Here is a 26,551-nt window from a genome sequence, read left to right on the forward strand (position 1 = left end):
CCACCAACACACCAACACCCTCGGACCAACCCGTCCCGTCGGACGCCGCGGCGAAGGACTTACACCTACCGTCACCGGCCAGACCACCCTGACGGGAGAACTCGACGAACGCCTCAGGCGTCGCCATCACCGCCACACCACCAGCAAGCGCCAGCGAGCACTCCCCCGACCGCAACGCCTGCGCCGCCAGATGCAACGCCACCAGCGACGACGAACACGCGGTATCGATCGTCACCGACGGACCTTCGAGACCCATGACGTACGACAGGCGACCTGAAGCGATCGCGCCTGTTCCGCTGTTTCCGGCGTAGTCGTGGTACATCATTCCGGCGAAGACACCGGTCGACGAACCCTTCAACGACGTCGGATCGATGCCGGCCCGCTCGATCGCCTCCCACGACGCCTCCAACAACAGACGCTGCTGCGGATCCATCGAGAGTGCCTCGTTCGGTGAGATGCCGAAGAAGGCCGCGTCGAAGTCGGCTGCGTTGTGCAGGAAACCGCCCTCACGGACGTAACTGGTGTCGGGACGGGTACGCGTCGGATCGAACAGCTCCTCGACATTCCAGCCACGATCGGCCGGAAACTCCGAGACCGCGTCCACACCGTCGGCGACCAGACGCCACAGATCCTCCGGCGACGCGACACCACCCGGATAGCGGCAGCCCATTCCGACGATCACGATCGGATCGGAATCGAGCGGTACGGGCTGCGCCACCACCACACTGTCGTCACCTGCCCCGGTCACTTCGCCGAGCAGGAATTCGGCGAGTACGACCGGAGACGGATAGTCGAAGACCAGAGTCGCGGGCAGCCGCAGACCCGTCGCGGCGCCCAGGCCGTTACGGAACTCCACCGCACTCAGCGAGTCGAAACCGAGCTCGTTGAAGGAGCGTTCCGGGTCGACCGCCCGTCCGCCGTCGAAGCCGAGGACCGCGGCGACACGTTCCCGGACGACGTCGAGCACGATCTCCGGCCACTCCTCCCGCGGCCGGCCGGCGATCTGCAGGCTGAGGGCGTCCGAGGACGACGACACGGTGTTCCGGCGGCGGATGGCCGGGACCAGCGCGCGGAACAGCGGGTGCAGTTCGTCGCCCTGCTCGCGGAGGGCGGCGAGGTCGAAGCGGGCCGGAACCACCACCGGGTCGGCGAGATCGCGGGCCTCGGCGAACAGGTCCATGCCCTCGTCGACGGGCAGCGGAACGACACCGCTACGACTCATCCGCTGGATGTCGTTCTCGGTCAGGGTGCCGGCCATGCCATCGGCCCACAGACCCCACGCGAGCGACTGGGCCGGGAGGCCCTGATCCCGGCGCCACTGGACGAAGGCGTCCAGGTAGGAGTTGGCAGCCGCGTACGAGCCCTGGCCCGGCGAGCCGAACACGCCGGCCGCCGAGGAGAAGACCACGAACGCCGCCACGTCACCCAGGGCCTCGTGCAGGTTCCAGACCGCGTCGACCTTGGCCCGCAGCACCGTGTCCACCCGCTCCGGCGTCAGCGACGACAGGACCGCGTCGTCCAGCACCCCCGCGAGATGCACGACGGCGGAGGGCCGCACCGCATCGACCAGGGCGACCGTCGCGCTCCAGTCGGCGAGATCGCAGGCCAGCACACGGACCTGTGCGCCCCGCTCGGACGATTCGGCCACCAGTTCGGCGGCGCCGTCCGAGTCGGGGCCACGGCGCGACACCAGGACCACGTCCCGGACGCCGTCGGCGACGATCAGACGGCGGGCCAGCGCCCGGCCGAGCACACCGGTACCTCCGGTGATCAGAACCGGACCCTCACCCCAACCGACCGCCTCAGCGCCCACGGTCCCTCCGGCGGCCGGAACCGAAACCTCACCCCGAGCGACCGACTCGGGCTGCGCCATTCCTCCGGCGCGGATCAGGCGGGGTACGGAGACAGTGCCGTCCCGTAGGCGTACATCCAGCTCGCCCGCGGCCACCGCGGCGGCCGCGACAGCCGGGACGTCGGTGTCCGGGTCGGCGTCGATCAGCACGATCCGGCCGGGGTTCTCCGATTGGGCGGCCCGGACCAGACCGGCCACGGCGGCTCCGGCCGGGTCCGCGGAGGGCACCACGGCGAGGATCCGGTCGCCGGGCCGGGCCAGGAATTCCTGGAGCTCACCGAGCGCCGCATGCACCGCGGCACGCGTGTGCGCCGGGTCCAGGCCGGACGGGCTGTGCCAGACGTCGACCTCCCGGCCGTCCGTGACGATCGCGGGCAGGACCACCGGGACCCGGTCCAGGCGGAACAGCGACCGGGACTCCGCGGTCACGGCGACCGGCTCCCGCAGCGACAACGTGCCGATCGCGGCGACCGGGGAACCGCTACCGTCGGCCAGCCGGATCGACACACCGGAGACCTGTGGCGTCAGCCGGGCCCGTAGACGTTCGGCGCCAGTGCGGAACAGCGCCACCCGTGACCAGGCGAAGGGAATCCGCGCGCGGTCTCCGGCCTCCGCGCTGAACGACAGGGCGTGCAATGCCGCGTCGAACGCCGCCGGGTGCAGGCCGAACCCGGTGCCGTCCGCCTGGTCCGGCAGTGTCACCTCGGCGAAGACCTCGCCGTCGCGGCGCCACACGGCGGTCAGGCCCTGGAAGACCGGGCCGTAGCCGAGACCGACCGACGCCAGGTCCTGGTAGACGCCGGTCACGTCGACCGGTTCGGCACCGGGCGGCGGCCACTCACTCAAGTCGAAGTCCTCGGCGACCTCGGACGCGGCCAGGGTGCCTTCGGCGTGCCGGATCCATTCGTCGCCGGTCCGCGAGTGCACGCTGACGGGACGCAAGCCGTCGGTGCCGGCCGCTCCCACGACCACCTGGACCTGGACGCCGCCCTGTGCGGGCAGTACCAGCGGCGCCTGGAGCATCAGTTCGTCGACGATGCCGCAACCGACCTCGTCGCCGGCCCGGATCACCATCTCCACCAGTCCGGTGCCCGGCACCAGGACAGCCTCGCCGATCCGGTGGTCGGCCAGCCACGGCTGGGCCTGCACCGAGAGCCAGGCCGTCGCAATGACCCCGGAGCCGTCCGGCAGGGGGACGATCGCGCCGAACATCGGGTGGTCGGCGGCTTGCAGACCCGCGGACCGCAGATCACGGACACCCGGTACGGAGTCCAGCCAGTAACGCTGGTGCTGGAAGGCGTAGGTCGGGAGGTCGACCCGGCGGGCGCCGGGGAACAGTGCGGTCCAGTCGACCGGCACACCCTGCACGAAAGCGCGCGCCAGGCCGGTCAGCAGTTCGACGGCCTCATCCCGGTCGCGGCGCTGGAGTGCGATCGCCCCGTCGGCCATCGGCGTCAACGCCGCATCCGACCCGATCTCCAACAAGACACCGGCATCCATCGCGGCCACGGCGTCAGCGAAAAGCACTGTCCCGCGCGTATGCCTAAGCCAGTAGTCGACCGTGGCCAGGTCGTCGGGAGTCGCCGCCTTACCCGTCACCGTCGAGATGATCGGAATCTGCGCCGGACTGAAGACCACCGTCGAAAGTTCCTGCTCGAAAGCGGCCAGCATCGGATCCATCAACGACGAATGGAACGCATGCGACACCCGCAGCCGAGTATTACGGCGACCCAGCGCCTCAACGACCCGGTCGACGTCCTCAGCACTGCCGGAGATCACCACCGCATCCGGACCGTTGACCGCAGCGACCGCGATACCGAACGGCTCGACCTCTTCCGGGGTCGCCTGCACCGCCGCCATCGCACCACCAGCAGGCAGCGCCGCCATCAACTTCCCGCGCGCCACCACCAGACGCACCGCATCCGGCAGCGAGATCATCCCCGCCACATAGGCGACGGCGAACTCGCCAACCGAATGACCAGCCAAAACGTCGGGCCTAACACCCCACGACTTAAGTAGTGCGACCAAAGCGACCTGGAAAGCGAAAATGCCGATCTGCGCGTTGTCGGTCGAATCCAAAGTCGCACGGTCCTCGCCCCACCAGATGCCCTTCGGGTCACCCGGGACCAGAGAGGCCACCTCGTCGAACGCGGCAGCGAACACCGGGAAGGCCTTGTAGAGATCACGACCCATGCCGAGGCGCTGGACGCCCTGACCGGAGAACAACCAACCCACCTGGCCGGTCGAACGAGCCACACCCGTCACCAGACCCGGCGCCTCCGAGCCACCGATCAGGGCAGCCAACGCTGCGGGATCGAAAGCGACAGCACGGTTCTCCAAAGCAGCCCGCCCACTCGCCAGCGAATACGCCACATCCGGCGAATGATCCAGATCAGCCAACCGCGCGGCCTGAGCACGCAACGCCGACTCACCACGACCCGACACCACCAACGGCACCGGAACACCCGAAGGCCACACCGGCCCGGAAGCCGGCTCCGTGACCGCGGGCGCCTGCTCGACGATCACATGCGCGTTCGTGCCGCTGACGCCGAAGGCGGAGACACCGGCCCGGCGCGGGTGCCCGTTCTCCGGCCACGGACGTGACCCGGTGAGCAGCCGGACGGCGCCGGCATTCCAGTCGACGTGGGTCGACGGGCTGGTGACATGGAGCGTGGGCGGCAGTACGCCGTACCGCATCGCCATGATCATTTTGATGATGCCACCGACGCCGGCGGCTGCCTGGGCGTGACCGATGTTCGACTTCAGCGAGCCGAGCCACAACGGGTTCCCGGCCGGGCGATCCTGGCCGTACGTCGCAAGGAGGGCCTGTGCCTCGATCGGATCGCCGAGAGTCGTACCCGTGCCGTGTCCTTCGACCGCATCGACCTCGGCGGCCGGGATCCGTGCGTTACGCAGCGCCTGGCGGATGACGCGCTGCTGGGAGGGTCCGTTCGGCGCGGTCAAGCCGTTGCTGGCGCCGTCCTGGTTGACCGCCGATCCTCGGATCAGGCCCAGCACCGGGTGGCCGTTGCGCTGGGCGTCGGAGAGCCGTTCGAGCAGAAGCATGCCGGCGCCCTCGGCCCAGCCGGTGCCGTCCGCGTCGTCGGAGTAGGCCTTGCAGCGGCCGTCGGGAGCCAGGCCACGCTGCCGGCTGAAGGCGACGAACGGGCTGGGCGTCGACATCACCATGACACCGCCGGCCAGCGCGAGGACACATTCCCGCTGGCGCAGCGCCTGACCGGCGAGGTGCACGGCGACCAGTGACGACGAGCAGGCGGTGTCCACGGTGACCGAGGCGCCTTCCAGACCGAGGGAGTACGACACCCGGCCGGAGATCACGGCGGCGGCCGCGGCGGTGCTCATGTAGGCCTCGGCCTCCGGTGCACCGGCGAGCAGATCGCCGTAGTCCTGGTATCCGGATCCCGCGAAGACACCGATCTGCTCACCCCGTACCGCATCGGGGTTGATCCCCGCTCTTTCCAAGGTCTCCCACGAGATCTCCAGCAGAAGCCGCTGCTGGGGGTCCATCGCGGTCGCCTCGCGCGGCGAGATGCCGAAGAAGGCCGGGTCGAAGTCGCCGGCGTCGTGCAGGAAGCCGCCCCTGCGGACGTAGCTGGTGCCGCCCTGCTCCGGGTCCCGGTCGAAGAGGGTGTCGAGGTCCCAGCCGCGGTCGGCGGGGAAATCGGTGACCGCGTCGACGCCGTCGGCCACGAGCCGCCACAGGTCCTCGGGACCGCGCACCCCGCCCGGGTAGCGGCAGCCGATCGCCACGATCGCGATCGGCTCCTGGTCCTCGGACTCCACCTCCTGCAGGCGGCGCCGAGTCTGGGCGAGGTCCGCCGTCACCCGCTTCAGGTATTCGAGGAGCTTTGCGTCGTTCTCAGCCATCTCAGCCTTCCGAGGTTCTTCCGGGTCGGTGGGTGCGGCGGAACCTGGTCACGCCAGGCCGAGCTGCTTGTCGATGAAGTCGAAGACGTCCTCGGCACTGGCGCTGTCGAGCGCCTCGTCGACGTCGGTGCCGTTGCCGGCGATCTCGTCGGCCCGGGCGGCGAGCGCCCGCAGCCGGGCCGGCAGGCGATGCTGTTCGAGGGTTTCCGGCGTCAGCGAGCCGAGGGCCGCTTCAAGACGATCAAAATCGGCCAGCACGGTACGGTCCCCGCCGCCGAACTCGCCGCGGAGGAACTCGGCGAGCGCTACCGGTGTCGCATGGTCGAAGACCATGGTGCTGGGCAGGCTGAGGCCGGTCGCACGGCTGAGCCGGGTCCGGAGGTCGACGGCGCCGACCGAGTCGAAGCCGAGGTCGTCGAAGGTGCGGCCGACGTTCAGCGTGGACGGTGTGTCGTATCCGAGGAGTGCCGCCACCTCGTCCCGGACCAGGTCCAGCAGGAGCCGGCTCTGGGCGGCCGGGGTCAGACCGGCCAGTTCGGTGGCCAGGCCCGAGTCTGCGGTGGCGGGTGTCTCCGCCTGGTGGAGGTGGCTGATCAGGGGCCGCGCGCGGGCCAGGGTGTAGGTCGGGCCGAACCGGGACCAGTCCAGGTCGGCGACCACCAGGTGGCCCTCGTCGTGTTCGACCGCCTGACGGAGGGCCCCGATCGCCACGGCCGGTGCCATCGGGGGCGCGCCGATCCGGCGGAGCTGGGCCGCCAGTTCCCGGTCGACCATGCCGCCGTCCCAGGAACCCCAGGCGATCGACGTTCCCGCCCGACCTTGCGCACGGCGGCGGTTGATCAAGGCGTCGAGCACCGCGTTGGCGCTCGCATAAGCCGCCTGCCCGGTGCTGCCCCAGACGGCGGCACCGGAGGAGAAGGTGACGAAGGCGTCCAGCGGCCGGTCGGCGAGCAGCTCGTCGAGGTGCACCGCGCCGCCGACCTTGGCCCGGCCGACCTCGGCGAACTCGTCGACGGTGAGGTCGGTGAGCGGGGCGATCCGCTGCATCACACCGGCCGCGTGGATCACGGCGGTGAGCGGGCGGTCCGCCGGGATCCCGTCGAGCAGGCGGCGGACCTCGTCGCGGTCGGCGACGTCGCAGGCCGCGAACGTGACATCGGTTCCCGACGCGGCCAGTTCGGCGGCGAGTTCCGCGGTGCCGTCGGCGGCGGCGCCGCGGCGGCTGGTCAGCAGGAGGTGCGGGGCGCCGCTCGCGGCCAGGGTGCGGGCCACGTGGGCACCGAGGCCGCCGGTTCCGCCGGTGACGAGAATGGTGCCGCGGGGTTTCCACGGCCGCGGTGCGGGGCCGCCGGAATGCGGGTGGCGGACCATCCGGCGGGCGTACAACCCGTCGGCCCGGACGGCCAGCTGGTCCTCGGGCGAAACGGCCGGCGACGCGGTTCCGGACGAAGAAGAGGCAGCCAGCGGGGCAACGCCGGACGAGGGAGAGACGGCCGGCGACGCGGTCCCGGACGACGGAGCGGGCGGCGGTGAGGCGGCGAGCGCTGCGCATAGCAGACGCACCGTCTCGGAGTCGGGGGTGGACGGCAGGTCGATGGTGCCGCCCCAGATTCCGGGCTGGTCGAGGGACTGGGCGATGCCGAGCCCGGTGATCGCGGCCTGGAGAGGGCTGGCCACGTCACCGGCACCGTCGACGGCGACCGCCCCGGTGGTGACGCACCACAGACGGGTGGTGATGCCGGCGTCGGCGGCCGCCTGGACGAGTGTGATGGTCGCGGCGGTGCCGAGCGTCAGCGCCGACGGGTGGCGGGGATGTGCGCGCTCGTCGAGGGCCAGCAGGGAGAGCACACCGCCGGCCGGGCCGTGCAACTCGGCGGCCAGGGCCGTGCGGTCCTGGTCGCCTACCTCGATCAGTCTGATCGTGGCCCCGGCGGCGGTGAGACCCGCGGTGATCGCGGTGATCCGGTCGTCGGCGAGACCCGTGGGGACGGCGACCAGCCAGGTGCCGGTGAGACGGGCGGTCGCGGGTGCGGGCACCGGCTCCCAGGTGACGCGGTAGCGCCAGTCGTCGTCCCGGCCCTTCACCTTCGGAGGGCCGTACCAGTAGGTGCTTCGCTGGAACGCGTAGGTGGGCAGGTCGACGCGCTGCGCCTCGGCGGTGAAGTAGGCGGACCAGTCGACCGCCATTCCCCGCTCGTAGGCCTGGCCCAGTCCCGTGAGCAGTTCCATTGCCTCGTCGCGGTCCCGTCGCTGCAACGCGATCGCTCCGTCGGCCATCGGCGTGAGCGCCGCGTCCGAGCCGATCTCCAGCAGGATGCCGGCGTTCATCGCGGCCACGGCGTCAGCGAAAAGCACTGTCCCGCGGGTGTGCCTCAGCCAGTAGTCGACCGTGGCCAGGTCGTCGGGAGTCGCAGCCTTACCCGTCACCGTCGACACGACCGGAATCTGCGCCGGACTGAAGACCACCGTCGAAAGTTCCTGTTCAAAAGCGGCCAGCATCGGATCCATCAACGACGAATGGAACGCATGCGACACCCGCAGCCGAGTGTTACGGCGACCCAATGCTTCGACGACCCGGTCGACGTCCTCAGCACTGCCGGAGATCACCACCGAATCCGGACCGTTGACCGCAGCGATCGCAATACCGAACGGCTCGACCTCAGCCAGGGTCGCCTGCACCGCAGCCATCGACCCACCAGCAGGCAGCGCGGCCATCAACCTCCCGCGCGCGACCACCAGACGCACCGCATCAGGCAGCGAGATCATCCCCGCGACGTAGGCGACGGCGAACTCGCCAACTGAATGACCAGCCAAAACGTCGGGCTTAATCCCCCACGACTTCAGTAGTGCGACCAAAGCGACCTGGAAAGCGAAGATCCCGATCTGCGCGTTGTCCGTCGAATCCAAAGTCGCACGGTCCTCACCCCACCAGATGCCCTTCGGATCACCCGGGACCAGAGAGGCCACCTCGTCGAACGCGGCAGCGAACACCGGGAAGGCCTCGTAGAGACCACGACCCATACCGAGACGCTGGACGCCCTGACCGGAGAACAACCAGCCGACACGACCGGGGGCGGCCTCCTGGCCGAGGTCGAGGGCGGGAAGTTTCTCGGTGAGGTCGTCGAGGGTGCGGGCCACCAGGACCGCACGGTTCTCCAAGGTCGCACGGGTGGTCGCCAGGGAGTATCCGAGGTCGTACAGGCTGGTGCCGGGATTGGCGACAAGGTGCTCCCGCAGCTTCGCCGCCTGGGCACGGAGGGCGGGCCCGCCACGACCGGAAAGCACCACAGGGACGGGCGCCGCCGGAACCACGACCGGCGCGGCCGAACCGGGCGGCGCGCCCAATGGGGACGGTACGTCGGCGGAGAGCGCGGACGAGGAGAGCGCGGCGGAGAGCGCGGACGAGGAGAGCGCGGCGGCGGGCACGGACGAAGAGGGCGCGGCGGCGGGCACGGACGAAGAGGACTCGGGGACGCGGGCGGGAGCGGGTGGCTCTTCGAGGATCACGTGGGCGTTGGTGCCGCTCAGGCCGAAGGAGGAGACACCGAAGCGGCGCGGGCGGTCCGTTCGTGGCCAGGGCACCTCCTCGGTCAGGAGCCGGATCGCGCCGGCCGTCCAGTCCACCTGGTCGCTGGGAGCGTCGACGTGCAGCGTCCGGGGCAACAGGTCGTTACCGAGGGCACCGATCATCTTGATGATCCCGCTGACCCCGGCCGCCGCCTGCGCGTGACCGATGTTCGACTTGATCGACCCCAACCAGAGCGGACGATCGGCGGGACGGCTTTGGCCGTACGCCGAAAGAAGGGCCTGCGCCTCGATCGGATCACCGAGAGTCGTCCCGGTGCCGTGCCCCTCGACCACGTCGATGTCGGCCGGCGCGAGCCGCGCCGCCGCCAGCGCCTGCCGGATGACCCGCTGCTGAGCGGGACCGTTCGGTGCGGACAGACCGTTGCTGGCGCCGTCCTGGTTGACCGCCGACCCGCGGACCAGGGCGAGCACCCGGTGCCCGTGCCGCTCAGCGTCGGAGAGGCGTTCCAGGACGAGCAGGCCGGCGCCCTCGCCCCAGCCGGTGCCGTCGGCGGCCGCGGCGAACGACTTGCACCGGCCGTCGGGCGCGAGGCCACGGTCCTGGCTGAAACCGACGAACGAGTCGGGGGTGCTCATCACGGTGACGCCGCCGGCCAGGGCGAGCGTGCACTCGCCGGAACGCAGCGACTGGACCGCCAGGTGCAGGGCCACCAGCGACGACGAACAGGCGGTGTCGACGGTGACCGCGGGACCCTCCAGCCCGAGCAGGTAGGAGATGCGGCCGGACACGACGCTGGCGAGGCTGCCGACGCCGCCGGCCGCGTAGTCGTGGTAGGCGACTCCGGCGAACACCCCGGTCGGGCTGCCCCGCAGACCGGTCGGGTCGATGCCGGCCCGTTCGAACGCCTCCCACGCGACTTCGAGAAGGATCCGCTGCTGCGGGTCGGTGTCGCGGGCCTCGCGGGGGCTCATCTTGAAGAAGTCGGCGTCGAACCGGTCCGCGTCGTGCAGGAAGCCACCCTCCCGGGCGTACGACTTGCCGGGTGTGCCGGGTTCCGGGTCGTAGAGGCCGGCGGTGTCCCAGCCGCGGTTCTCCGGGAAGCCGGTGATCGCGTCGGTGCCGGTGGCGACGAGACGCCAGAGGTCCTCCGGTGTGGTGACCCCGCCGGGGAAGCGGCAGCCGGCCGCGACCACGGCGATCGGCTCGTGCGCGCGGTCCTCGACGGCGCGTAGCTGCTGCCGGGTCTGCTGGAGGTCGACGGTGGCGCGTTTCAGGTAGTCGCGGAGCTTGTCGTCGTTGGCCATGTCGTATCAACCGCCCAGTTCGCTGTCGAGCAGATGGAAGAGCTCGTCGTCGGTGGCGTCCTCGACCGCCACCGTGGCCGCCGGGTCGCCGCGGTCGCGCCACCGGCGGAGCACCGATTCGAGGCGGGCGGTGAGTGCCCGGTTCTCCTCGTCGCTGAGGTCGGCGCCGGTCAGCGCGGTGTCGATGCGGTCCAGGTCGTCGAGGAGGGCCGCACCGGCGGTCGGCCCGGCCGGGCGGACCAGGGTCCGCAGGTGTGCGGCGGCGGCCCGGGCGGTCGGGTGGTCGAAGACGAGGGTGGCCGGCAGCCGGAGCCCGGTCGCGGCGGTGAGCCGTTGCCGCAGCTCGACGGCGGCCACCGAGTCGAACCCGATCTCCTGGAAGGCCCGGTCGGGGTCGACCGCGTCGGCCGACGGGTGCCCGAGGACCGCGGCGGCGTGGGTGCGGACCAGGTCGAGCAGGGCCTCGTCGCATTCGCCGGAGTCGAGTTCGGTGATCCGCTGCCGGAACCGGGCGCCGGCGTCGGCGGGCGGCTGCGGGCGGGTACGGCCGGCGGGCGCGGCGTTGCGGTAGGGCGCGACCCGCTCCTCGGTGAGGGTGCCGAACACGACGGTCGTCTCCAGCACCGGCAGCCCGTGCCGGTCGGAGCAGCGCACCGTCGTTCCGTCCGGGGTGTCGGCGGTGTGCACCCGCAGCGTGGTGTGGCCGGAGGAGAAGAGCCGCAGACCGGACCAGCGGGTCACGATCCGCTCGTCGCCGGCGGCGATCCGCAGGGCGGCCTCCAGCAGTGCCGGGTGTACGCCGTACCCGGCGCCGTCCTCCACGCCGACCTCGATGAAGTCACCGTCCACCGGAGCGGGCGGCCGGTCGGTGCCGCCGGTCAGGACGCCGGTCGCGTGCGCGGTCCACTCGTCCCGGCCGTCGGCCCGGGAGTGGATGCCCACGACACGGTCACCGGCCGCGTCCGCCGGCCCGGCCAGCACCCGGATGTCGGCGGCCTGCCCGGGTGGCAGCACCAGTGGCTCGCCACAGGTCAGGTCGAGGACCTCGGTGCGGTCGAGTTGCTCCCCCGCGTACCGGGCCATCTCGGCGAGAGCCGCGGCGGGCACGACCGTCGCGCCGTGGCGGCGGTGGTCGGCGAGCCACGGGTGGGTGGCCTCGGAGAGACGGCCGGTGATCACCAGCCCGTCCGGTCCGGGCAGCGACACCACGGCACCGAGCAGGGGGTGCTGTGCCGGGCGCTGGCCGACCGCGGTGACGTCGCCGGATGATTCGCCGGTGAGCCAGTAGGCCCGGTGCTGGAAGGGGTAGGTGGGCAGGCCGGTGCCGACCGGCCGGTGCGGGGCGAAGAACGCCGGCCAGTCGACGGTGGCACCGCGGGCGTAGGCGGCGGACACCGCGGCGACCAGTTCCTGCTCGGGGTCGCGGTCCCGGCGCTGCAGCGGCAGGACGGTGAGGCCGCTCTCGTCGGCCATCGGGGCGAGGACCGCGTCGGGGCCGAGTTCGAGACAGGTGCCGACCCCGAGTTCGGCCAGGGTGCGGATGGCCTCGTGGAAGCGGACGGTCGCCGACACGTGCCGGGTCCAGTAGGCGGGGTCGCTCAGCTCCTCGGCGGTGGCCGGCCGCCCGGTCACGGTCGACACGATCGGGATCCGCGGTTCGGCGTAGGTGATGCTCCGCGCGACCTGCTCGAACTCGGCGAGCATCGGCGCCATCAGCGGCGAGTGGAAGGCGTGCGACACCCGCAGGCGCCGGGTGCGGCGGCCCAGCGCGGCGAACCGGGCGGCCACCTCCTCGGCGTCGGCCGTCTCGCCGGAGATCACCACCGATCGGGGGCCGTTGACCGCGGCGATGCCGACCGTCGCCGGCAGCCCGTCGGCGATCTCGGCCTCGGTGGCCTGCACGGCGATCATCGCGCCGCCGTCCGGGAGGGCCTGCATCAGGCGTCCCCGGGCGGTGATCAGCGCGGCGGCGTCGGCGAGGCCGAGCACTCCGGCGGCCCGGGCCGCGACCAGCTCACCGATGGAGTGACCGACGAGCCGATCCGGGTGTACGCCCCACGACTCCAGCAGCCGGAACAGGGCGATCTCCAGGGCGAACACGGCCGGCTGGGCGTATCGGGTCTGGTCCAGCAGGGCCGCCTCGGGGGTGTCCTCGGCCGCCCACACGATGTCGCGCAACGGCCGGTCCAGGTGCACGTCGACGGCGGCCAGGGCGGCGTCGAAGGCGCGGGCGAAGACCGGGTACGCGGCGTGCAGCTCACGGCCCATCCCGGGGCGTTGCGAACCCTGCCCGGCGAACAGGTAGGCCAGTTGCGCGTCCGGCCGGGCGGGGTCCGGGGCCGGTTCGCCGTCGGCTATCGCGGCCAGGCGGCTGCGCAGGTCGGCGAGGTCGGCGCCGGCCGGGGCGACCGCGTACGGCAGCCGCGCCCGCCCGGTGGCGAGGGAGAAGCCGAGGTCCAGCGGCCGGATCCCGGTGTGCGCGTCGAGGTGGGCGAGCAGGCGGGCCGCCTGGGAGCGCAGCGCCTCGGGCGAGTGTGCGGACAGTGGCCACGGCACGACCGGACGCTCACCGGTCGACGGCTCCGGTTCCGGTGCGGGCGCCTCCTCCAGGATCACGTGGGCGTTGGTGCCGCTGATCCCGAACGACGACACCCCGGCCCGTCGCACCGTCTCGCCGGCGGGCCAGGGACGGGCCTCGGTCAGCAGTTCCACCGCGCCGGCGGTCCAGTCGATCCGGGGTGACGGCTCGTCGGCGTGCAGGGTGCGCGGCAGGGTGCCGGCCCGGAGCGCGCCGACCATCTTGATGATGCCGGCGACACCGGCGGCCGCCTGGGTGTGCCCGATGTTCGACTTGATGGAGCCGAGTCGCAGCGGCTCGCCGCCGGGCCGGCCCTGCCCGTAGGTGGCGAGCAGCGCCTGCACCTCGATCGGGTCGCCGAGGACGGTGCCGGTGCCGTGCGCCTCGACGGCCTGCACGTCGGCGGTGGTCAGTCCGGCGTCGGCCAGCGCGGTCGTGATGACGCGCTGCTGGGCGGGGCCGTTCGGGGCGGTGAAGCCGTTGCTGGCGCCGTCCTGGTTGACCGCCGAGCCGCGGATCACGGCGAGGACCGGGTGGCCGTTGCGGCGGGCGTCGGAGAGCCGCTCGACCAGGAGCAGGCCGACACCTTCGGAGAAACCGGTGCCGTCCGCCCCGGCGCCGAAGGACCGGCACCTGCCGTCCGGCGAGAGGCCCCGCTGACGTCCGAATTCGATCAGAACCTCGGGTGTCGACATGACGGTCACGCCGCCGGCCAGCGCGAGCGAGCACTCACCCGAACGCAGCGAGCGGACCGCCAGGTGCAGGGCCACCAGCGACGACGAGCAGGCGGTGTCGACGGTGACGGCGGGACCCTCCAGCCCGTACTGGTAGGCGAGCCGCCCCGAGGCGATCGATCCGGTAGCGGTGCTGGCCGGGTAGTCGTGGTACATCGCGCCGGCGAACACTCCGGTGGCGCTGCCGCGCAGCGTGGCCGGGTCGATGCCGGCGCGTTCCAGCAGCTCCCACGACGTCTCCAGGAGCAGGCGCTGCTGCGGGTCCATGCCCAGCGCGTCGTTCGGGCCGATCCCGAAGAAGGCGGCGTCGAAGTCGGCGGCACCGTCCAGGAATCCGCCGGCCCGCGCGTAGGTCCGGCCCGCGGTGCCCGGCTCCGGGTCGTAGACGGCGCCGAGGTCCCAGCCACGGTCGGCGGGGAACGGGCCGATCGCCTCGCCGCCGTCGGCGACCAGGCGCCACAGGTCCTCCGGTGAGCCGACACCGCCCGGGAAACGGCAGGCCATCGCCACGATCGCGACGGGCTCGGTGTCGTCGTGGCGGGGTCGGGCGCCGGCCGTACCATCGCCGGACCGTGCGCCGCCGCCGGAGACCAGGACGGTCAGCAGATGCTCGGCCACCGCCTGCGCCGTGGGATGGTCGAAGACCAGCGTCGCCGGAAGGCGCGCCCCGGTCGCGGCGGCCAGCCGGTTGCGCAGCTCCACCGCCGTCAGCGAGTCGAACCCGAGCTCCCGGAACGCCCGCTGCGAGGCCACCTCGGCCGCCGAGGCGTAGCCGAGCACGTCCGCGACCTGCCCGCGGACCAGGTCGAGCAGCAGCCGCCGCCGTTCCGGAACCGCCGTCCGCAGCAGGGTGGCCGCGAGGTCCGCGGTGCCGTCCGCGTCTGCCGCGCGGGCGGTCCGGCGGGCCGGCACCCTGATCAGACCCTTGAGGGGTACGGGCAACCGACCGGCCGCCGCCTGACTCCGCAGCGCGCCGTGATCGAGGGCGAGCGGAAGCAGCAGATCCCGTCCGGAAGTGATCGCCGCGTCGAAGAGCGCCAGCCCCTCGGACGTCGGCATCGGCGGGAAGCCCTGCCGGCGCAGGCGTTCCCGGTCGGCCTCGGTGAGTTCGCCGGTCATGCCGGTGCCGTCGGCCCACAGCCCCCAGGCCATCGACTGCGCCGGGAGGCCCGCGGTGCGGCGGTGCCGGGCCAGCAGGTCGAGGAAGACGTTGGCGGTGGCGTAGTTGCCCTGCCCGGCCGCGCCGAGCGTGCCGGCCGCCGACGAGAACAGGACGAACATCCGCGGGCCGAGGTCACGGGTCAGCTCGTGCAGGTGCCAGGCGCCGTCGACCTTGGGGGCGAGCACCCGGTCCAGGCGGGCCGGGTCGAGCGCCTCGATCACCCCGTCGTCGAGTACCCCGGCGGCGTGGATCACCGCGGTGAGCGGGCGGTCCGCCGGTATGTCGCCGAGCAGCGCGGCCACCGCGTCGCGGTCACCGATGTCGCAGGCGGCGATGCGGACGTCGGCGCCCAGGGCGGTGAGTTCGGCGCGGAGTCCGGTGGCTCCGGGGGCGTCCTCGCCGCGGCGGCTGGTCAGCAGCAGGGTGCGCGCGCCGTGGCCGGTGACCAGGTGCCGGGCGATCACGGCGCCGAGCCCGCCGGTGCCGCCGGTGATCAGGACCGTGCCGTCGAGGGCACCCTCCGCGGGCTCGGTGGTCGTGTCGTCGGGGGTCAGGCGCGGGACCAGCATCTCGCCGTCACGCAGGGCGAACTCGGGTTCGCCGGCGGCCAGGGCGGCGGGCAGCGCGGCACGGGACTCGGGCGAGTCGTCGAGGTCGGCCAGGACGATCCGCCCCGGGTGCTCGGCCTGCGCGGCCCGGACCAGGCCCCAGACCGGTCCGGTGGCGAGGTCGGCGCCGGAGTGCACGGCGTCACGGGTGACCACGACCAGCGTCGAGGTGGTGAACCGGTCGTCGGCCAGCCAGCCCTGGACCAGTGCGAGAGCGGCGCCGGCGTTGCGGCGCAGGTCGGCCGGGACGTCTCCGGTCCCGCCGCCGATCGGGGCCAGGACCACCGGCGCCGCGGGCAGCTCGGCGAGTCCGGCACAGGAGGTGGTCCCCGGGATCGGCAGCGACCCGAGGACCGCCCAGTCCGTGGGTGGCGCCGCCTCCCCCACCGGGGCCGGGTTCCAGGTCAGGGCCAGCGGCCGCGGGGTGTCACGGTCGGCCAGCTGGTCCGCCGAGACCGGCCGGGCCACCAGGGAGGCGACCGAGAAGACGGGTGCGCCGGTGCCGTCGGTGGCGTCCAGAGTGGTGCCGCCGGAGCCGTCCGGGGTGAGCGTGACCCGCAGCCGGGTCGCACCGACCGCGTGGATCCGCACCCCGGACCAGGCGAACGGCAGCACGGTGCCGCCGTCGTCCGGGCCGGCCAGCAGGTCGGTGTGCAGCGCCGCGTCGAACAGCGCCGGGTGCAGCCGGAACCGGGCGGCGTCGCGGTGCGCGGTCTCGGGCAGTGACACCTCGGCGAACAGTTCGCCGCCACGCCGCCACGCCGCGGTCAGCCCCTGGAAGACCGGGCCGTACCGGTAGCCGCGCTCGAACAGCCGCTGGTAGCCGTCGCCGAGGTCGAGCACCGTGGCGTCGCGCGGGGGCCACTCGGCGGCGGGGGCCGGGCGGTCCGCCGGTCCCGCGGCGCGCAGCGTGCCGGCCGCGTGCAGGGTCCACGGCCCGTGGTCGCCGTGCGGCCGGGAGTGCACGCTCACCGCCCGGTCCGCGGTGACCAGCACCTGGATCGCGACGGCGCCCTGACGTGGGAGGACCAGCGGGGCGTGCAGGGTCAGTTCGTCGAGCACGTCGCAGCCGGCCTCGTCACCGGCGCGGACGGCCAGCTCGACGAAGGCGGTACCGGGCAGCAGCACCCGGTCGAGCGCCTCGTGGTCGGCCAGCCACGGGTGCGACTGGAGTGCGAGCCGGCCGGTGAAGAGCAGGCCGCCGTCATCGGCGCGCTGCACCACGGCGTCCAGCAGCGGATGGTCCACCGCGAGCTGTCCGGCCCGGGACGGGTCACCGGTCAGGCGGGACGGGTTGATCCAGTAGCGGCGGCGCTGGAAGGCGTAGGTCGGAAGGTCGGTCTCCCGGGCCCCGGACTCCCGCAGGGCGGTCGCCCAGTCGACGGCGACGCCCCGTACGTGTGCCTCGGCGAGCGCTGTGACGAAGCGTCGCGGGCCGCCCTCGTCGCGGCGGAGGGTGCCGATGATCGCGGCGTCCCGGTCACCGGCGTCGAGTGTCTCCTGGATGCCGACCCGCAGCATCGGGTGCGGACTCGCCTCGACGAACGCGGAGAAGCCGTCGGCCAGCAGCGCCTCGGTGGCGTCGGCGAAGAGCACCGTCTGCCGCAGGTTGGTGTACCAGTAGGTGGCGTCGAGCGCTGTCGTGTCGAGCAGCCCGCCGGTGACCGTGGAGTAGAACGCCACCGCCGAGGAACGGGGTGCGACCGGGGCGAGGATCTCGTGGAGGGAGTCGCGGATGCCCTCCACGTAGTGCGAGTGCGAGGCGTAGTCGACCGGGATCCGGCGGACCCGGACCTCCTCGGCGACCAGTTCGTCGTGGATCTCGTCGAGGGCGGCCAGGTCGCCGCAGACCACGGTGGCCGTGGGACCGTTGACGACGGCGATCTGCAGACGCCCGGACCAGCGGGTGAGCCGGTCCCGCACGACCGCGGCGGGCAGCGCCACGGACATCATGCCGCCCTTGCCGGCGAGGTCCTCGGCGATCAGCCGGCTGCGGCGGGCCACGATCAGCGCGGCGTCCTCCAGGGTGAGGGCGCCGGCGACGTACGCCGCGGCGATCTCGCCCTGGGAATGGCCGACGACCGCGGCGGGGATGACGCCGAAGGACTTCCACAGCTCGGCCAGCGACACCATGACCGCCCACAGGGCCGGCTGCACCACGTCGACGCGATCGAGGCCGGGAGAGCCGGACGCCTGTCGCAGGACGTCTTCGAGGTCCCAGTCGACGTGCGCGGCCAGGGCCCGCGCGCAGCGGCGGATCATCGCGGCGAAGACCTCGGACGAGTCGAGGAGCTCGATCGCCATGCGGGGCCACTGTCCACCCTGGCCGGGGAAGACGAAGACGACCCGGCCGGCGCCGCCCTGACCGGTGACGACCGCGGGGGCGGCGGTACCGTCGGCGAGCGCGCTCAGGCCCTCGGTCAGTTCCGCGTCATCGGCGCCGACGACGACGGCGCGGTGTCCCAGCAGGGAGCGTGTCGTCGCGAGCGACAGTCCGACGTCCGGTGGGCGGGCGCCCGGGTTCTCCGTCAGGAAGTCCCGGAGTTTCGCGGCCTGCGCCCGGAGCGCGGGGGCGCTGCGGCCCGAGACGACCCAGGGGACGGCCCTGGAGATCAGGCCGGCACCGGCCGGTGCCGAAGGCTTCTCCTCGATCATTACCGGGGACACCCCTCTGGTCCGTTGCATCGAAGGTGCTGGAAAAGGCGAGCTCCACACAGGTGTGCGCCGTCAAGGACGCTACTGAGGACGGACCCGGCGGCTAACCCCTCAACCAGCGGGCCGGGCCCCTATGACCAGCGGCCTTAGGGGTTGCCGCGGCCGGGGCCCGCTGGCACGTTGCTGGCGAGGGAACCAGTGAGGAGAGTGCGGACCATGACGGCATCGATCGGTACGGACAACGCCTGGGTGCGCCGATTCCACCAGGCGCCGGCGGACGCTCCGCGCCTGATCTGTCTTCCGTTCGCGGGCGGGTCGGCGTCCTACTTCTTCCCGGTGTCACGCCGGCTGGCGCCGACGGTCGAGGTGCTCGCGATCCAGTACCCGGGCCGGCAGGACCGCCGGGCGGAGGCCCCGATCGACGCGGTGCCGGAGTACGTGGACCGGCTGCTCGACGCGCTCGGCGGCTGGACCGGCGTGCCGTTCGCGCTGTTCGGTCACAGCCTCGGCGCGACGCTGGCGTTCGAGGTGGCCCGCCGGCTGGAGGCGCGGGGGGTGCACCCGCTGGGGCTGTTCGCCTCCGGGCGGCGCGCGCCGTCACGTCACCGCGACGAGTACGTCCACCTCGGCAGCGAGCAGGAGTTCCGGTCGGAGCTGCGGGAACTCGACGGGGGCGCGGCGAGCGTGCTCGACGACGAGGAGATGATGCGTGCGGCCCTGCCGTCGTTGCGGGCCGACTACCGGGCGGCCGAGACGTACCGGTACGAGCCGGGGCCGCGGCTGGAGTGCCCGATCGTGGCCTTCACCGGTGACGACGACCCGAAGGCCACCGTGGACGAGGTGCGCAGCTGGGGGGAGCACACCTCTGCCGCCTTCGACTGCCGGGTCTATCCGGGCGGTCACTTCTTCCTGAACGCCCACGCGCCGGCGGTTCTGGACGAGGTGGCGGCTCACATGGCGCAATGGGCGCGATCGTGACGTACCTTTTCTGACTGTTTTTCAGGTGCCGGGCAACCGGCACCTTTTTTGCGCCTCCGGGATGCCCGAAATTTCGGGCATACGCGATTTCTACGCTGTTTACAAGAGCTATACAAGCGTCTTAGACAAGCGTTACTGACAAGCGTCTATCTATTTTGTATAGTTCGGTCATGACCTCAGCGCTGGCCCGACGGACCATCGACAGGCTCTCCTTCAGCAAGACCGCACACCCGGCCGAAACATGCGGGCCAGCCGCGGGCTGACAGACCCCTCCGGAAATCATCCGGAGCATCCGGGTCGGGCCGGGACATTGACGGCGTTCGGCGCGGAATACAGATACCCCCACAACTACACCACCCGCCGTGACAACTTTCTCACGCTGGGTGAGACTCATGCTGACCCCACGAGCGAAAAGAAGTCTTATATGACTTGATTCCCCCCTTTGACATCACATCAAACCAGGCAGCATGAACTAACGGGGTAGGTGCACAGATGGGACTGGTCGAACGCGAACAGGCGTCTCTGATGCTTGGCAGACTCTTGGAGAAGTGCACGAGAAAGAGACAGGGCGAGGTGGTCGTCGTCTCCGGCGGCCTGGCCCTGGGCAAGACCGCGCTGCTCGAAGGTTTCGCCGAGCACGCGAACTCGCGGGGAGCCCTGGTGCTCACCGCCGCCGGCTCCCGCGCGGAGACGGACCTCCAGCTCGGCGTGATCGAGCAGCTGTTCCACAGCACCGAACTCCCGGACTGCACCGCCGAGCGGGTGAGCGACCTCGTCCGGGTCTCGGTTTCCCCGGCCCAGGCCGACGAGCACACCATCCCCGAGCTCTCCGACGCCACCGGGGTCCACGGCATCTGCGCCATCCTGCTCGAACTCGCCCGCACCCAGCCGGTCGTCATCGGCATCGACGACGTCCCGTTCATGGACGCCGCGTCCTTCCAGGTCCTGCAGTCGCTGCTGCGCCGCATCCGGAAGGCGCCGATCCTGGTCGTCCTCAACGAGTGGGTGCAGATCCAGACACCCCGTCAGGGCCTGCACGCGGCGATGGTGCGGCACTCCCACCACCGGATCAAGCTCTCCACCCTCTCCCAGGACGGCGTCGCGCAGATGGCCGCCCAGGTCGTCGGCGACACCACCGCCGCCCGGCTCGCGCCACACATCCACCAGGAGACCGGCGGCAACCCGCTGCTGGTCCGCGCCCTGCTCGACGACGCCGCCGCGGAGTCCGAGGACATCGCCACCATCGCTCCGCGGGGACTGCCCGGTACGGCGTTCGGACAGGCGGTCCTCGGATGCCTGCACCGCTGGGAGCCGGGGCTGCAGACGATCGCGGAAGGGGTGGCCGTACTCCATGACCGGTCCTCGCCCGTCATGCTCAACCGGCTCCTCGGCGTCAACACCGAGGAGGCGATCAAGGCGATGCAGGTGCTGGACGCGGCCGGGCTGCTCGACGGGCACCGGTTCCGCTCCGCCACCGCACGCACCGCCGTCCTGGACTCGATGACCCCCGAGCACCGGTGCGAGCTGAATCTGCAGGTGGCGGCACTGCTCGACACCTGCGGGGTGCCCAGCACCGAGGTCGCCGGGCACCTGGTCGCCGCCGGTCAGGTGAGCGGCACGTGGGCGGCCGAGGTGCTGCGCGACGCGGCCCGCCACGCGATCGCCGAGGACCAGTCCGACCGGGCCGTCACCCTGCTCCAGCTCGCCCTGAGCGCCGGCGCCGACGACCAGGTCCAGACGGCGATCCGGATGATGCTGGCCCGCGCCGAGTGGCGCGACAGCCCCTCGGTCGCCGCCCACCACCTGCCGCAGCTCCAGGCCGCCGTCCGGGACGGGACACTCACCGACGACGACGCCGTGACGGTTGTCCGCCAGCTGCTGTGGCAGGGCAGCCCCGACGCCGTGGACCTGATGGACCAGGTCATCGAGCAGGCCTCCGGCTCCGCGGCCTCCCGGGTCACCGCCGAGCTCCAGCTGGCCTACAACTTCATCTACGGCAGCTTCCGCCGCCCCTCCGAGGGTGAGCCCAGCGGCGGCACCCGGCTGCGGCTGGTCACCGACAACCTCTGGGCCGAGGCCGCCGCCACCCTGGCCGCCGCCCTCAGCTCAGGCGAGGCGGAGCGGGTCGCGAGCAGCGCCGAGCACATGCTGCAGAGCTGCCGGCTGCGCGACGACACCCTGGAGGTCGCCGCGTCCGGACTGCTGGCCCTGCTCTACGCGGGCCGGACGGCACGGGCCGCGACCTGGTGCGACACCCTCGCCGACGAGGCGTCCCTGCGCCGCTCCAACACCTGGGAGGCGCTGTTCTGCGGCATCCGGGCCGAGATCGCGCTGCGCCAGGGTGAGCTCGCCACCGCGGCCGCCGGGGCCCAGAAAGCCCTCGACATGCTGCCCGCCAACGGCTGGGGCGTCCTCATCGGCATGCCCCTGGCGACGCTGCTGCAGGCCCAGGCCGCGATGGGACACACCTCCTGGGTCAACGCCCCGGAGAAGCACGTCGTACCGGAGGCCATGTTCCAGACCGTCTTCGGGCTCCGCTACCTGCAGGCGCGCGGTCACTACTATCTGGCGGCCGACCATCCGCTGGTCGCCGCGCACGACTTCGAACACTGCAGCGAGCTGATGAAGAAGCGCAACCTCGACCTGCCCAGCATCGTCCCGTGGCGCAGTGACCTCGCCCAGGCGCAGCTGCGGCTCGGCCGGCCCGGCGTGGCCCGCGAGCTCGTGGCCGCCCAGCTGGAACGCCTCCGGCCGGACGACGACCGGGTCCGCGGCGTGTGCCTGCGCGTGCTGGCCGCGGCGAGCGACCTGGCACAGCGGTCCGAGCTGCTGCACGGCTCGGTCGACACCCTGGAGAACACCGGCGACCAGTTCGAACTGGCCCGTTCCCTGGCCGACCTCAGCCACACCTACCAGGAACTCGGTGACAGCGACACCGCGAGTCTCGTACTGCGGCGCTCGATCCGGGAAGCCGGCGTCAGCGGCGCCGAGCGATTCCTCGGGCGGTTGTCGCCGGGTGCAGCGGAGGGCATCCAGGAGACCGACGCCGAACTCGACACCACCCCCTCGATCAGTGACGCGGAACGCCGGGTCGCCACGCTCGCCGCCCTCGGGCACACCAACCGGGAGATCAGCCGGCAGCTCTACATCACCGTCAGCACCGTCGAGCAGCACCTCACCCGGGTGTACCGGAAGCTCAACGTGCGCGGCCGCTCGGCACTGCCTCCGGAACTGACCCGGCAGCCCGATCCGTACCTCCGTCCGGCCGTCGACCGCAACGAGAGCTTCCAGGCCTGTTAGGGGTCGCTTAGGGGGTTCGGGTCATGGCCGCGACAGCGATCGAGCCATTCCAATGGACTGGCACGTCACGATCCGAAGGAGCACATCATGACCGTCACCGTGACCGAGCCGGAGGTCGAGGAGATCACCGACCTCGACGAGGACCTGTTCGACATCGAGGAGGACATGCTGATCGAGGAGATCTCCATCGACGGCATGTGCGGCGTCTACTGATGAGCGCCGGCACCCCGTTCCCGCCCGGGCGGCGGTTCCGCCGGTCGCCGCAGGTCGCGCTGCGGCCGGAACCGTTCGGCGCGCTCGCCTACCACTTCGGCACGCGCAGGCTCTCGTTCCTGAAGACGCCGATGCTCGTCGCCACGGTGGAGGCGCTCGAGGACAGTGTGGACGTGCACGCCGCGCTCGACCGGGCCCGGGTGCCGGCCGGACAACGGGCCGCCTACCTGGCGGCCCTGACCGAACTGGCCGGCGCCGGGACCATCGAGCCGGTGCCCACTGGGCCGGACGGGGTGGCGGCGTGAGACTCGTCGACCACTTCCAGACCGGTCTGGCCGCGCCCATCTGCCTGACCTGGGAACTCACCTACGCCTGCAACCTCGCCTGCGTGCACTGCCTGTCGTCGTCCGGCCGGCGTGACCCGGACGAACTGACCACCGCCGAGGCCCGCGGCGTGATCGACGAACTCCGCCGCATGCAGGTGTTCTACGTGAACATCGGTGGCGGCGAGCCGACAGTGCGGCCGGACTTCTGGGAGCTGGTCGAATACGCCACCGACTCCCGGGTGGGCGTGAAATTCTCCACCAACGGGGTCCGGATCACCCCGGACCGGGCCCGCCGGCTGGCCGCCACCGACTACCTGGACGTCCAGATCTCCCTCGACGGGGCCACAGCGGCGATCAACGACGCGGTACGCGGCCCCGGCTCCTGGACGACGGCGATGCGGGCGATGGAGAACCTGGCCGACGCCGGGATGCGCGGGTTCAAACTGAGCGTCGTGGTCACCCGGCACAACGCCGGTCAACTCGACGACTTCGCCGCCATCGCGGCACGGTACGGCGCCCAGCTCCGGCTCACCCGGCTGCGCCCGGCCGGCCGTGGCGCGGACGTGTGGGACAGCCTGCACCCCACCGCCGAGCAGCAGCGCGACCTGTACCACTGGCTGCTCGACCACGGGGAACAGGTGCTGACCGGCGACTCGTTCTTCCACCTCAACGCCCTCGGCTCGCAACCGCTGCCGGGGCTCAACCTCTGCGGCGCGGGCCGGGTCGTCTGCCTCATCGACCCGATCGGCGACGTGTACGCCTGCCCCTTCGCGATCCACGACCGCTTCCGGGCCGGCAACGTGCGTACCCCCGGTGGCTTCGCCGCGGTGTGGCGGGACGCGCCGCTCTTCGCGGAACTACGCGAACCGTCCGGTGGCGGCGCCTGTTCCGGGTGCTCGGCGTACGACTCGTGCCGTGGTGGCTGTATGGCCGCGAAGTTCTTCACCGGGCTGCCGCTGGACGGGCCCGACCCGGAATGCGTGCAGGGCCATGGGGAGAAACTGCTGGCCACCGTCGGGTCCGGCACGGCGCCGCGGCCGCTCGGCGACCACTCGCACCGTCGGGCGCCGCGGCGCTCCACCGGCCCGGTGCCGGTGCGGATCGGCGTGGCCGGCAGTGTTCCGGCGACCTCCGGCCGCGCCTGTGACGCCAGTCCCCTGGCCGGCCTGCCCACATCCCCGCCCGAAGGCCATTCCGCCTCCCCATTCGCCCGCCACCCCGCCTCACCGCCCGCCGGCCATCCCGCCGGCCTTCCGGGCGACCTGCCCGGCGGCCTTCCTGGCGGCCCGTCCGCGGGGATGTGACCGGACTGCGGTGGCTGACCGCCGACACAGGGCTTCGGTCCCACGCCGGCGGCCGGGTCCTCACCGGTGGCACGCCCACCCGTGTGGTGCGGCTGCCCGAAAGGGCAGCCGCGCTGGTCGCCGGATGGCTCGCCGGGCGGCCGGTGACGGGTTCAGCGGCGCACCAGCGGCTCACCCGGCGGCTCGTGCACGCCGGTCTCGTGCATCCGCGGTACGTGGGCGGGCAGTCGGATGCCCTCGACGTGACCGCGGTGGTCCCGGTCCGCGATCATGCCCGGCCGCTCGCGCAGCTACTCCCCCACCTCGGCGGGCTGGCGGCGGTGGTCATCGTCGACGACGGCTCCGCCATGCCGTTGTCCGCGGCGACACTCCGGCACGAGCGGTCCCGAGGCCCGGCCGCGGCCCGCAACACCGGCTGGCGGACCGTGACCACACCATTCGTGGCCTTTCTCGACGCGGATACGGTCCCGGAAGAAGGCTGGCTGGATTCGCTGCTACCGCACTTCGACGATCCGGCGGTGGCCGCGGTGGCGCCCCGGATCCGAGGCGCGGCCGACTACTCGCCGCCGCACCCCTCGCCGACGCCGCACCGCTCCTCGCTGCTGGGCCGCTCCTCGTTGCTGGGCCGCTCCTCGTTGCTGGGCCGCTCCCCGCTGCCGGGCCGCTCCTCGCTGCCGGGCCGCTCCTCGCTGCTGGGCCGCTCCTCGCTGCTGGGCCGCTATGAAGAGGTGCGGTCTCCGCTCGATCTCGGGGCTGCGCCGGCACGGGTCACCCCGGGTGGGCGAGTCTCCTACGTCCCGACGGCCGCGCTCGTGGTCCGGGTGTCGGCACTGCGTGCGCATGGGGGCTTCGACGAGGACCTGCGGTTCGGTGAGGACGTCGATCTGATCTGGCGACTGGCCGCCTCGGGGGCGGAGATCCGCTACGAGCCGTCCGCGGTGGTGCGCCACCTGCCCCGCGAACGGTGGCGGGACTGGGCCCGGCAACGGTTCGGCTACGGCACGTCCACCAGTGCTCTGGCCCGGCGCCACGGCCGTACCGTCACTCCGGTCCGGATGCCTGTCACGCTCGCAGCGTCCTGGACCCTGATGGCCGCCGGTCTTCCGGTGCCCGGTGCGGTGACCGCCGCCGCCGGGGCGGCCGGGATGGTCCGCCGGTTGCACGCCCGGGGTGTGCCGGTCTCCGCCTCCACCGCGCTGGCCGCCCGGGCCTGGGCCGACAGCGCCCGGCTGCTGGGCGACGCGGTGACCCGCTCCTGGTGGCCGGTGGCGGTCCCGATACTGCTCACCCGCCGGTCCGGCCGGATCCTGCTGGCCGCCTGCCTCGCCCGGTACGCCCACCAGTGGCACCGCGAGAGACCCGGCATCGACCCGGTCCGCTGGATGGCCCTGCGACTCGCCGACGACCTGGCTTACGGCGCCGGCGTCTGGTTCGCCGCCCTCCGTGACGGTGACGCCGGAGCGCTGCTGCCGGTCCTGACCCGTCCGGCGGGAAACGCCGGCCCGGACACCGAGGGGGATTCGGTGTCCGGGCCGGTGCCTCCGGTCGTGCTCGACGGCCGGCCGGAGGCAGGGCGGCGTCTGGGGTGGCGTCAGGGTGTCGCCGCGGTGAGCCGGCTGTCCGCGAAGAGCAGGGCCGGCCGGTCCGAGATCCGTTCGAAGTCCTCGACCGCGCCGATGAAGACCGTGTGATCGCCGGCCGGGTAGGCGGCCGCCACGGCACAGTCGAAGTACGCGATGCCCTCGGTCAGCACCGGAGCGCCGGAGAAGGTGGCCGGGCGCCAGGCCCGACCGGCGAAACCGGTGAGCCCGGACGGGCGCGCGGAGTCGGCGAACCATCGTGCGTCGTCCTCCTGGTGACCGCCGAGGACGGTCGCGGTGAACGTGCCGCTCCGGTGGATCTTGTCGTGGAGCCGCGAGGTCGCGCCCAGCACCACCAGGATCATCAGCGGTGACAGGGAGACCGTCGTGAACGCGTTCACCGTGGTCCCGTGGGGTTCGCCGTCCGCCACGGTGGTCACCACGGTCACGCCGCTGGGGAACCGGCCCGCGGCGAGGCGGAACTGCCGCCCCGTACCCAGACCGGCCGCCGTGGCCGTCATCGTCGCGTCCCGCGGCCCG

At 72.5% G+C, this 26,551-nt stretch carries 10 protein-coding genes; 6 read left to right on the plus strand and 4 right to left on the minus strand.

Translation table 11 applies throughout. From position 1 onward, the window contains the following. From ACFO0C_RS32180 to ACFO0C_RS32190, 3 genes are all read right to left on the minus strand, one after another. The coding region (locus tag ACFO0C_RS32180) for a type I polyketide synthase (RefSeq protein WP_378070505.1) at positions 1-5,740 on the minus strand (5,740 nt) is incomplete at its 3' end. 48 nt (positions 5,741-5,788) lie between these two features. Beyond that, positions 5,789-10,543 carry a type I polyketide synthase gene (locus ACFO0C_RS32185; protein WP_449191434.1) on the minus strand — a complete coding sequence of 1,585 codons (4,755 nt, stop codon included), beginning with the start codon at positions 10,541-10,543 and terminating at the stop codon, positions 5,789-5,791. A 36-nt stretch (positions 10,544-10,579) separates the two neighbouring features. Then, entirely contained in the window at positions 10,580-18,310 is a 7,731-nt protein-coding gene (locus tag ACFO0C_RS32190) for an SDR family NAD(P)-dependent oxidoreductase (RefSeq protein WP_378070506.1), read from the minus strand. 216 nt (positions 18,311-18,526) lie between these two features. On the opposite strand from ACFO0C_RS32190, the gene ACFO0C_RS32195 reads away from it, so the two are divergent. The 6 genes from ACFO0C_RS32195 (at position 18,527) to ACFO0C_RS32220 (ending at position 26,122) form a co-directional block, all read left to right on the plus strand. After that, positions 18,527-19,288: a thioesterase II family protein gene (locus ACFO0C_RS32195; RefSeq protein WP_378070507.1), complete on the plus strand. Its 762-nt coding sequence runs from the start codon at positions 18,527-18,529 to the stop codon at positions 19,286-19,288. A gap of 492 nt (positions 19,289-19,780) precedes the next feature. After that, the gene (locus ACFO0C_RS32200) at positions 19,781-22,588 is read left to right on the plus strand and encodes a helix-turn-helix transcriptional regulator (protein ID WP_378070508.1); all 2,808 of its coding nucleotides are present in this window, start codon (positions 19,781-19,783) and stop codon (positions 22,586-22,588) included. Between the two features lie 87 nt (positions 22,589-22,675). Next, positions 22,676-22,801: a mycofactocin precursor MftA gene (gene mftA, locus ACFO0C_RS32205; RefSeq protein ID WP_378070509.1), complete on the plus strand. Its 126-nt coding sequence runs from the start codon at positions 22,676-22,678 to the stop codon at positions 22,799-22,801. After that, positions 22,801-23,106 (plus strand): mycofactocin biosynthesis chaperone MftB, encoded by a 306-nt coding sequence (mftB, locus tag ACFO0C_RS32210; RefSeq protein ID WP_378070510.1) that lies wholly within the window; start codon positions 22,801-22,803, stop codon positions 23,104-23,106. Before mftA ends, mftB begins: the two co-directional genes overlap by 1 nt. Then, positions 23,103-24,431, plus strand: coding sequence for a mycofactocin radical SAM maturase (gene mftC, locus ACFO0C_RS32215; RefSeq protein WP_378070511.1), 1,329 nt, complete (start codon positions 23,103-23,105; stop codon positions 24,429-24,431). The genes mftB and mftC overlap by 4 nt, the downstream gene beginning before the upstream one ends. Beyond that, on the plus strand, positions 24,428-26,122 hold the full coding sequence (locus tag ACFO0C_RS32220) for a glycosyltransferase (protein ID WP_378070512.1): 1,695 nt from the start codon (positions 24,428-24,430) through the stop codon (positions 26,120-26,122). Before mftC ends, ACFO0C_RS32220 begins: the two co-directional genes overlap by 4 nt. Here ACFO0C_RS32220 and ACFO0C_RS32225 read toward each other — a convergent pair. Then, the gene (locus ACFO0C_RS32225) at positions 26,023-26,532 is read right to left on the minus strand and encodes a flavin reductase family protein (RefSeq protein WP_378070513.1); all 510 of its coding nucleotides are present in this window, start codon (positions 26,530-26,532) and stop codon (positions 26,023-26,025) included. The two genes, ACFO0C_RS32220 and ACFO0C_RS32225, sit on opposite strands and share 100 nt — an antisense overlap. Positions 26,533-26,551: the final 19 nt, after the last annotated feature.

Origin of the sequence: Actinoplanes subglobosus, from assembly GCF_042650585.1 — a bacterium.
GTDB classification, from domain to species: domain Bacteria; phylum Actinomycetota; class Actinomycetes; order Mycobacteriales; family Micromonosporaceae; genus Actinoplanes; species Actinoplanes subglobosus.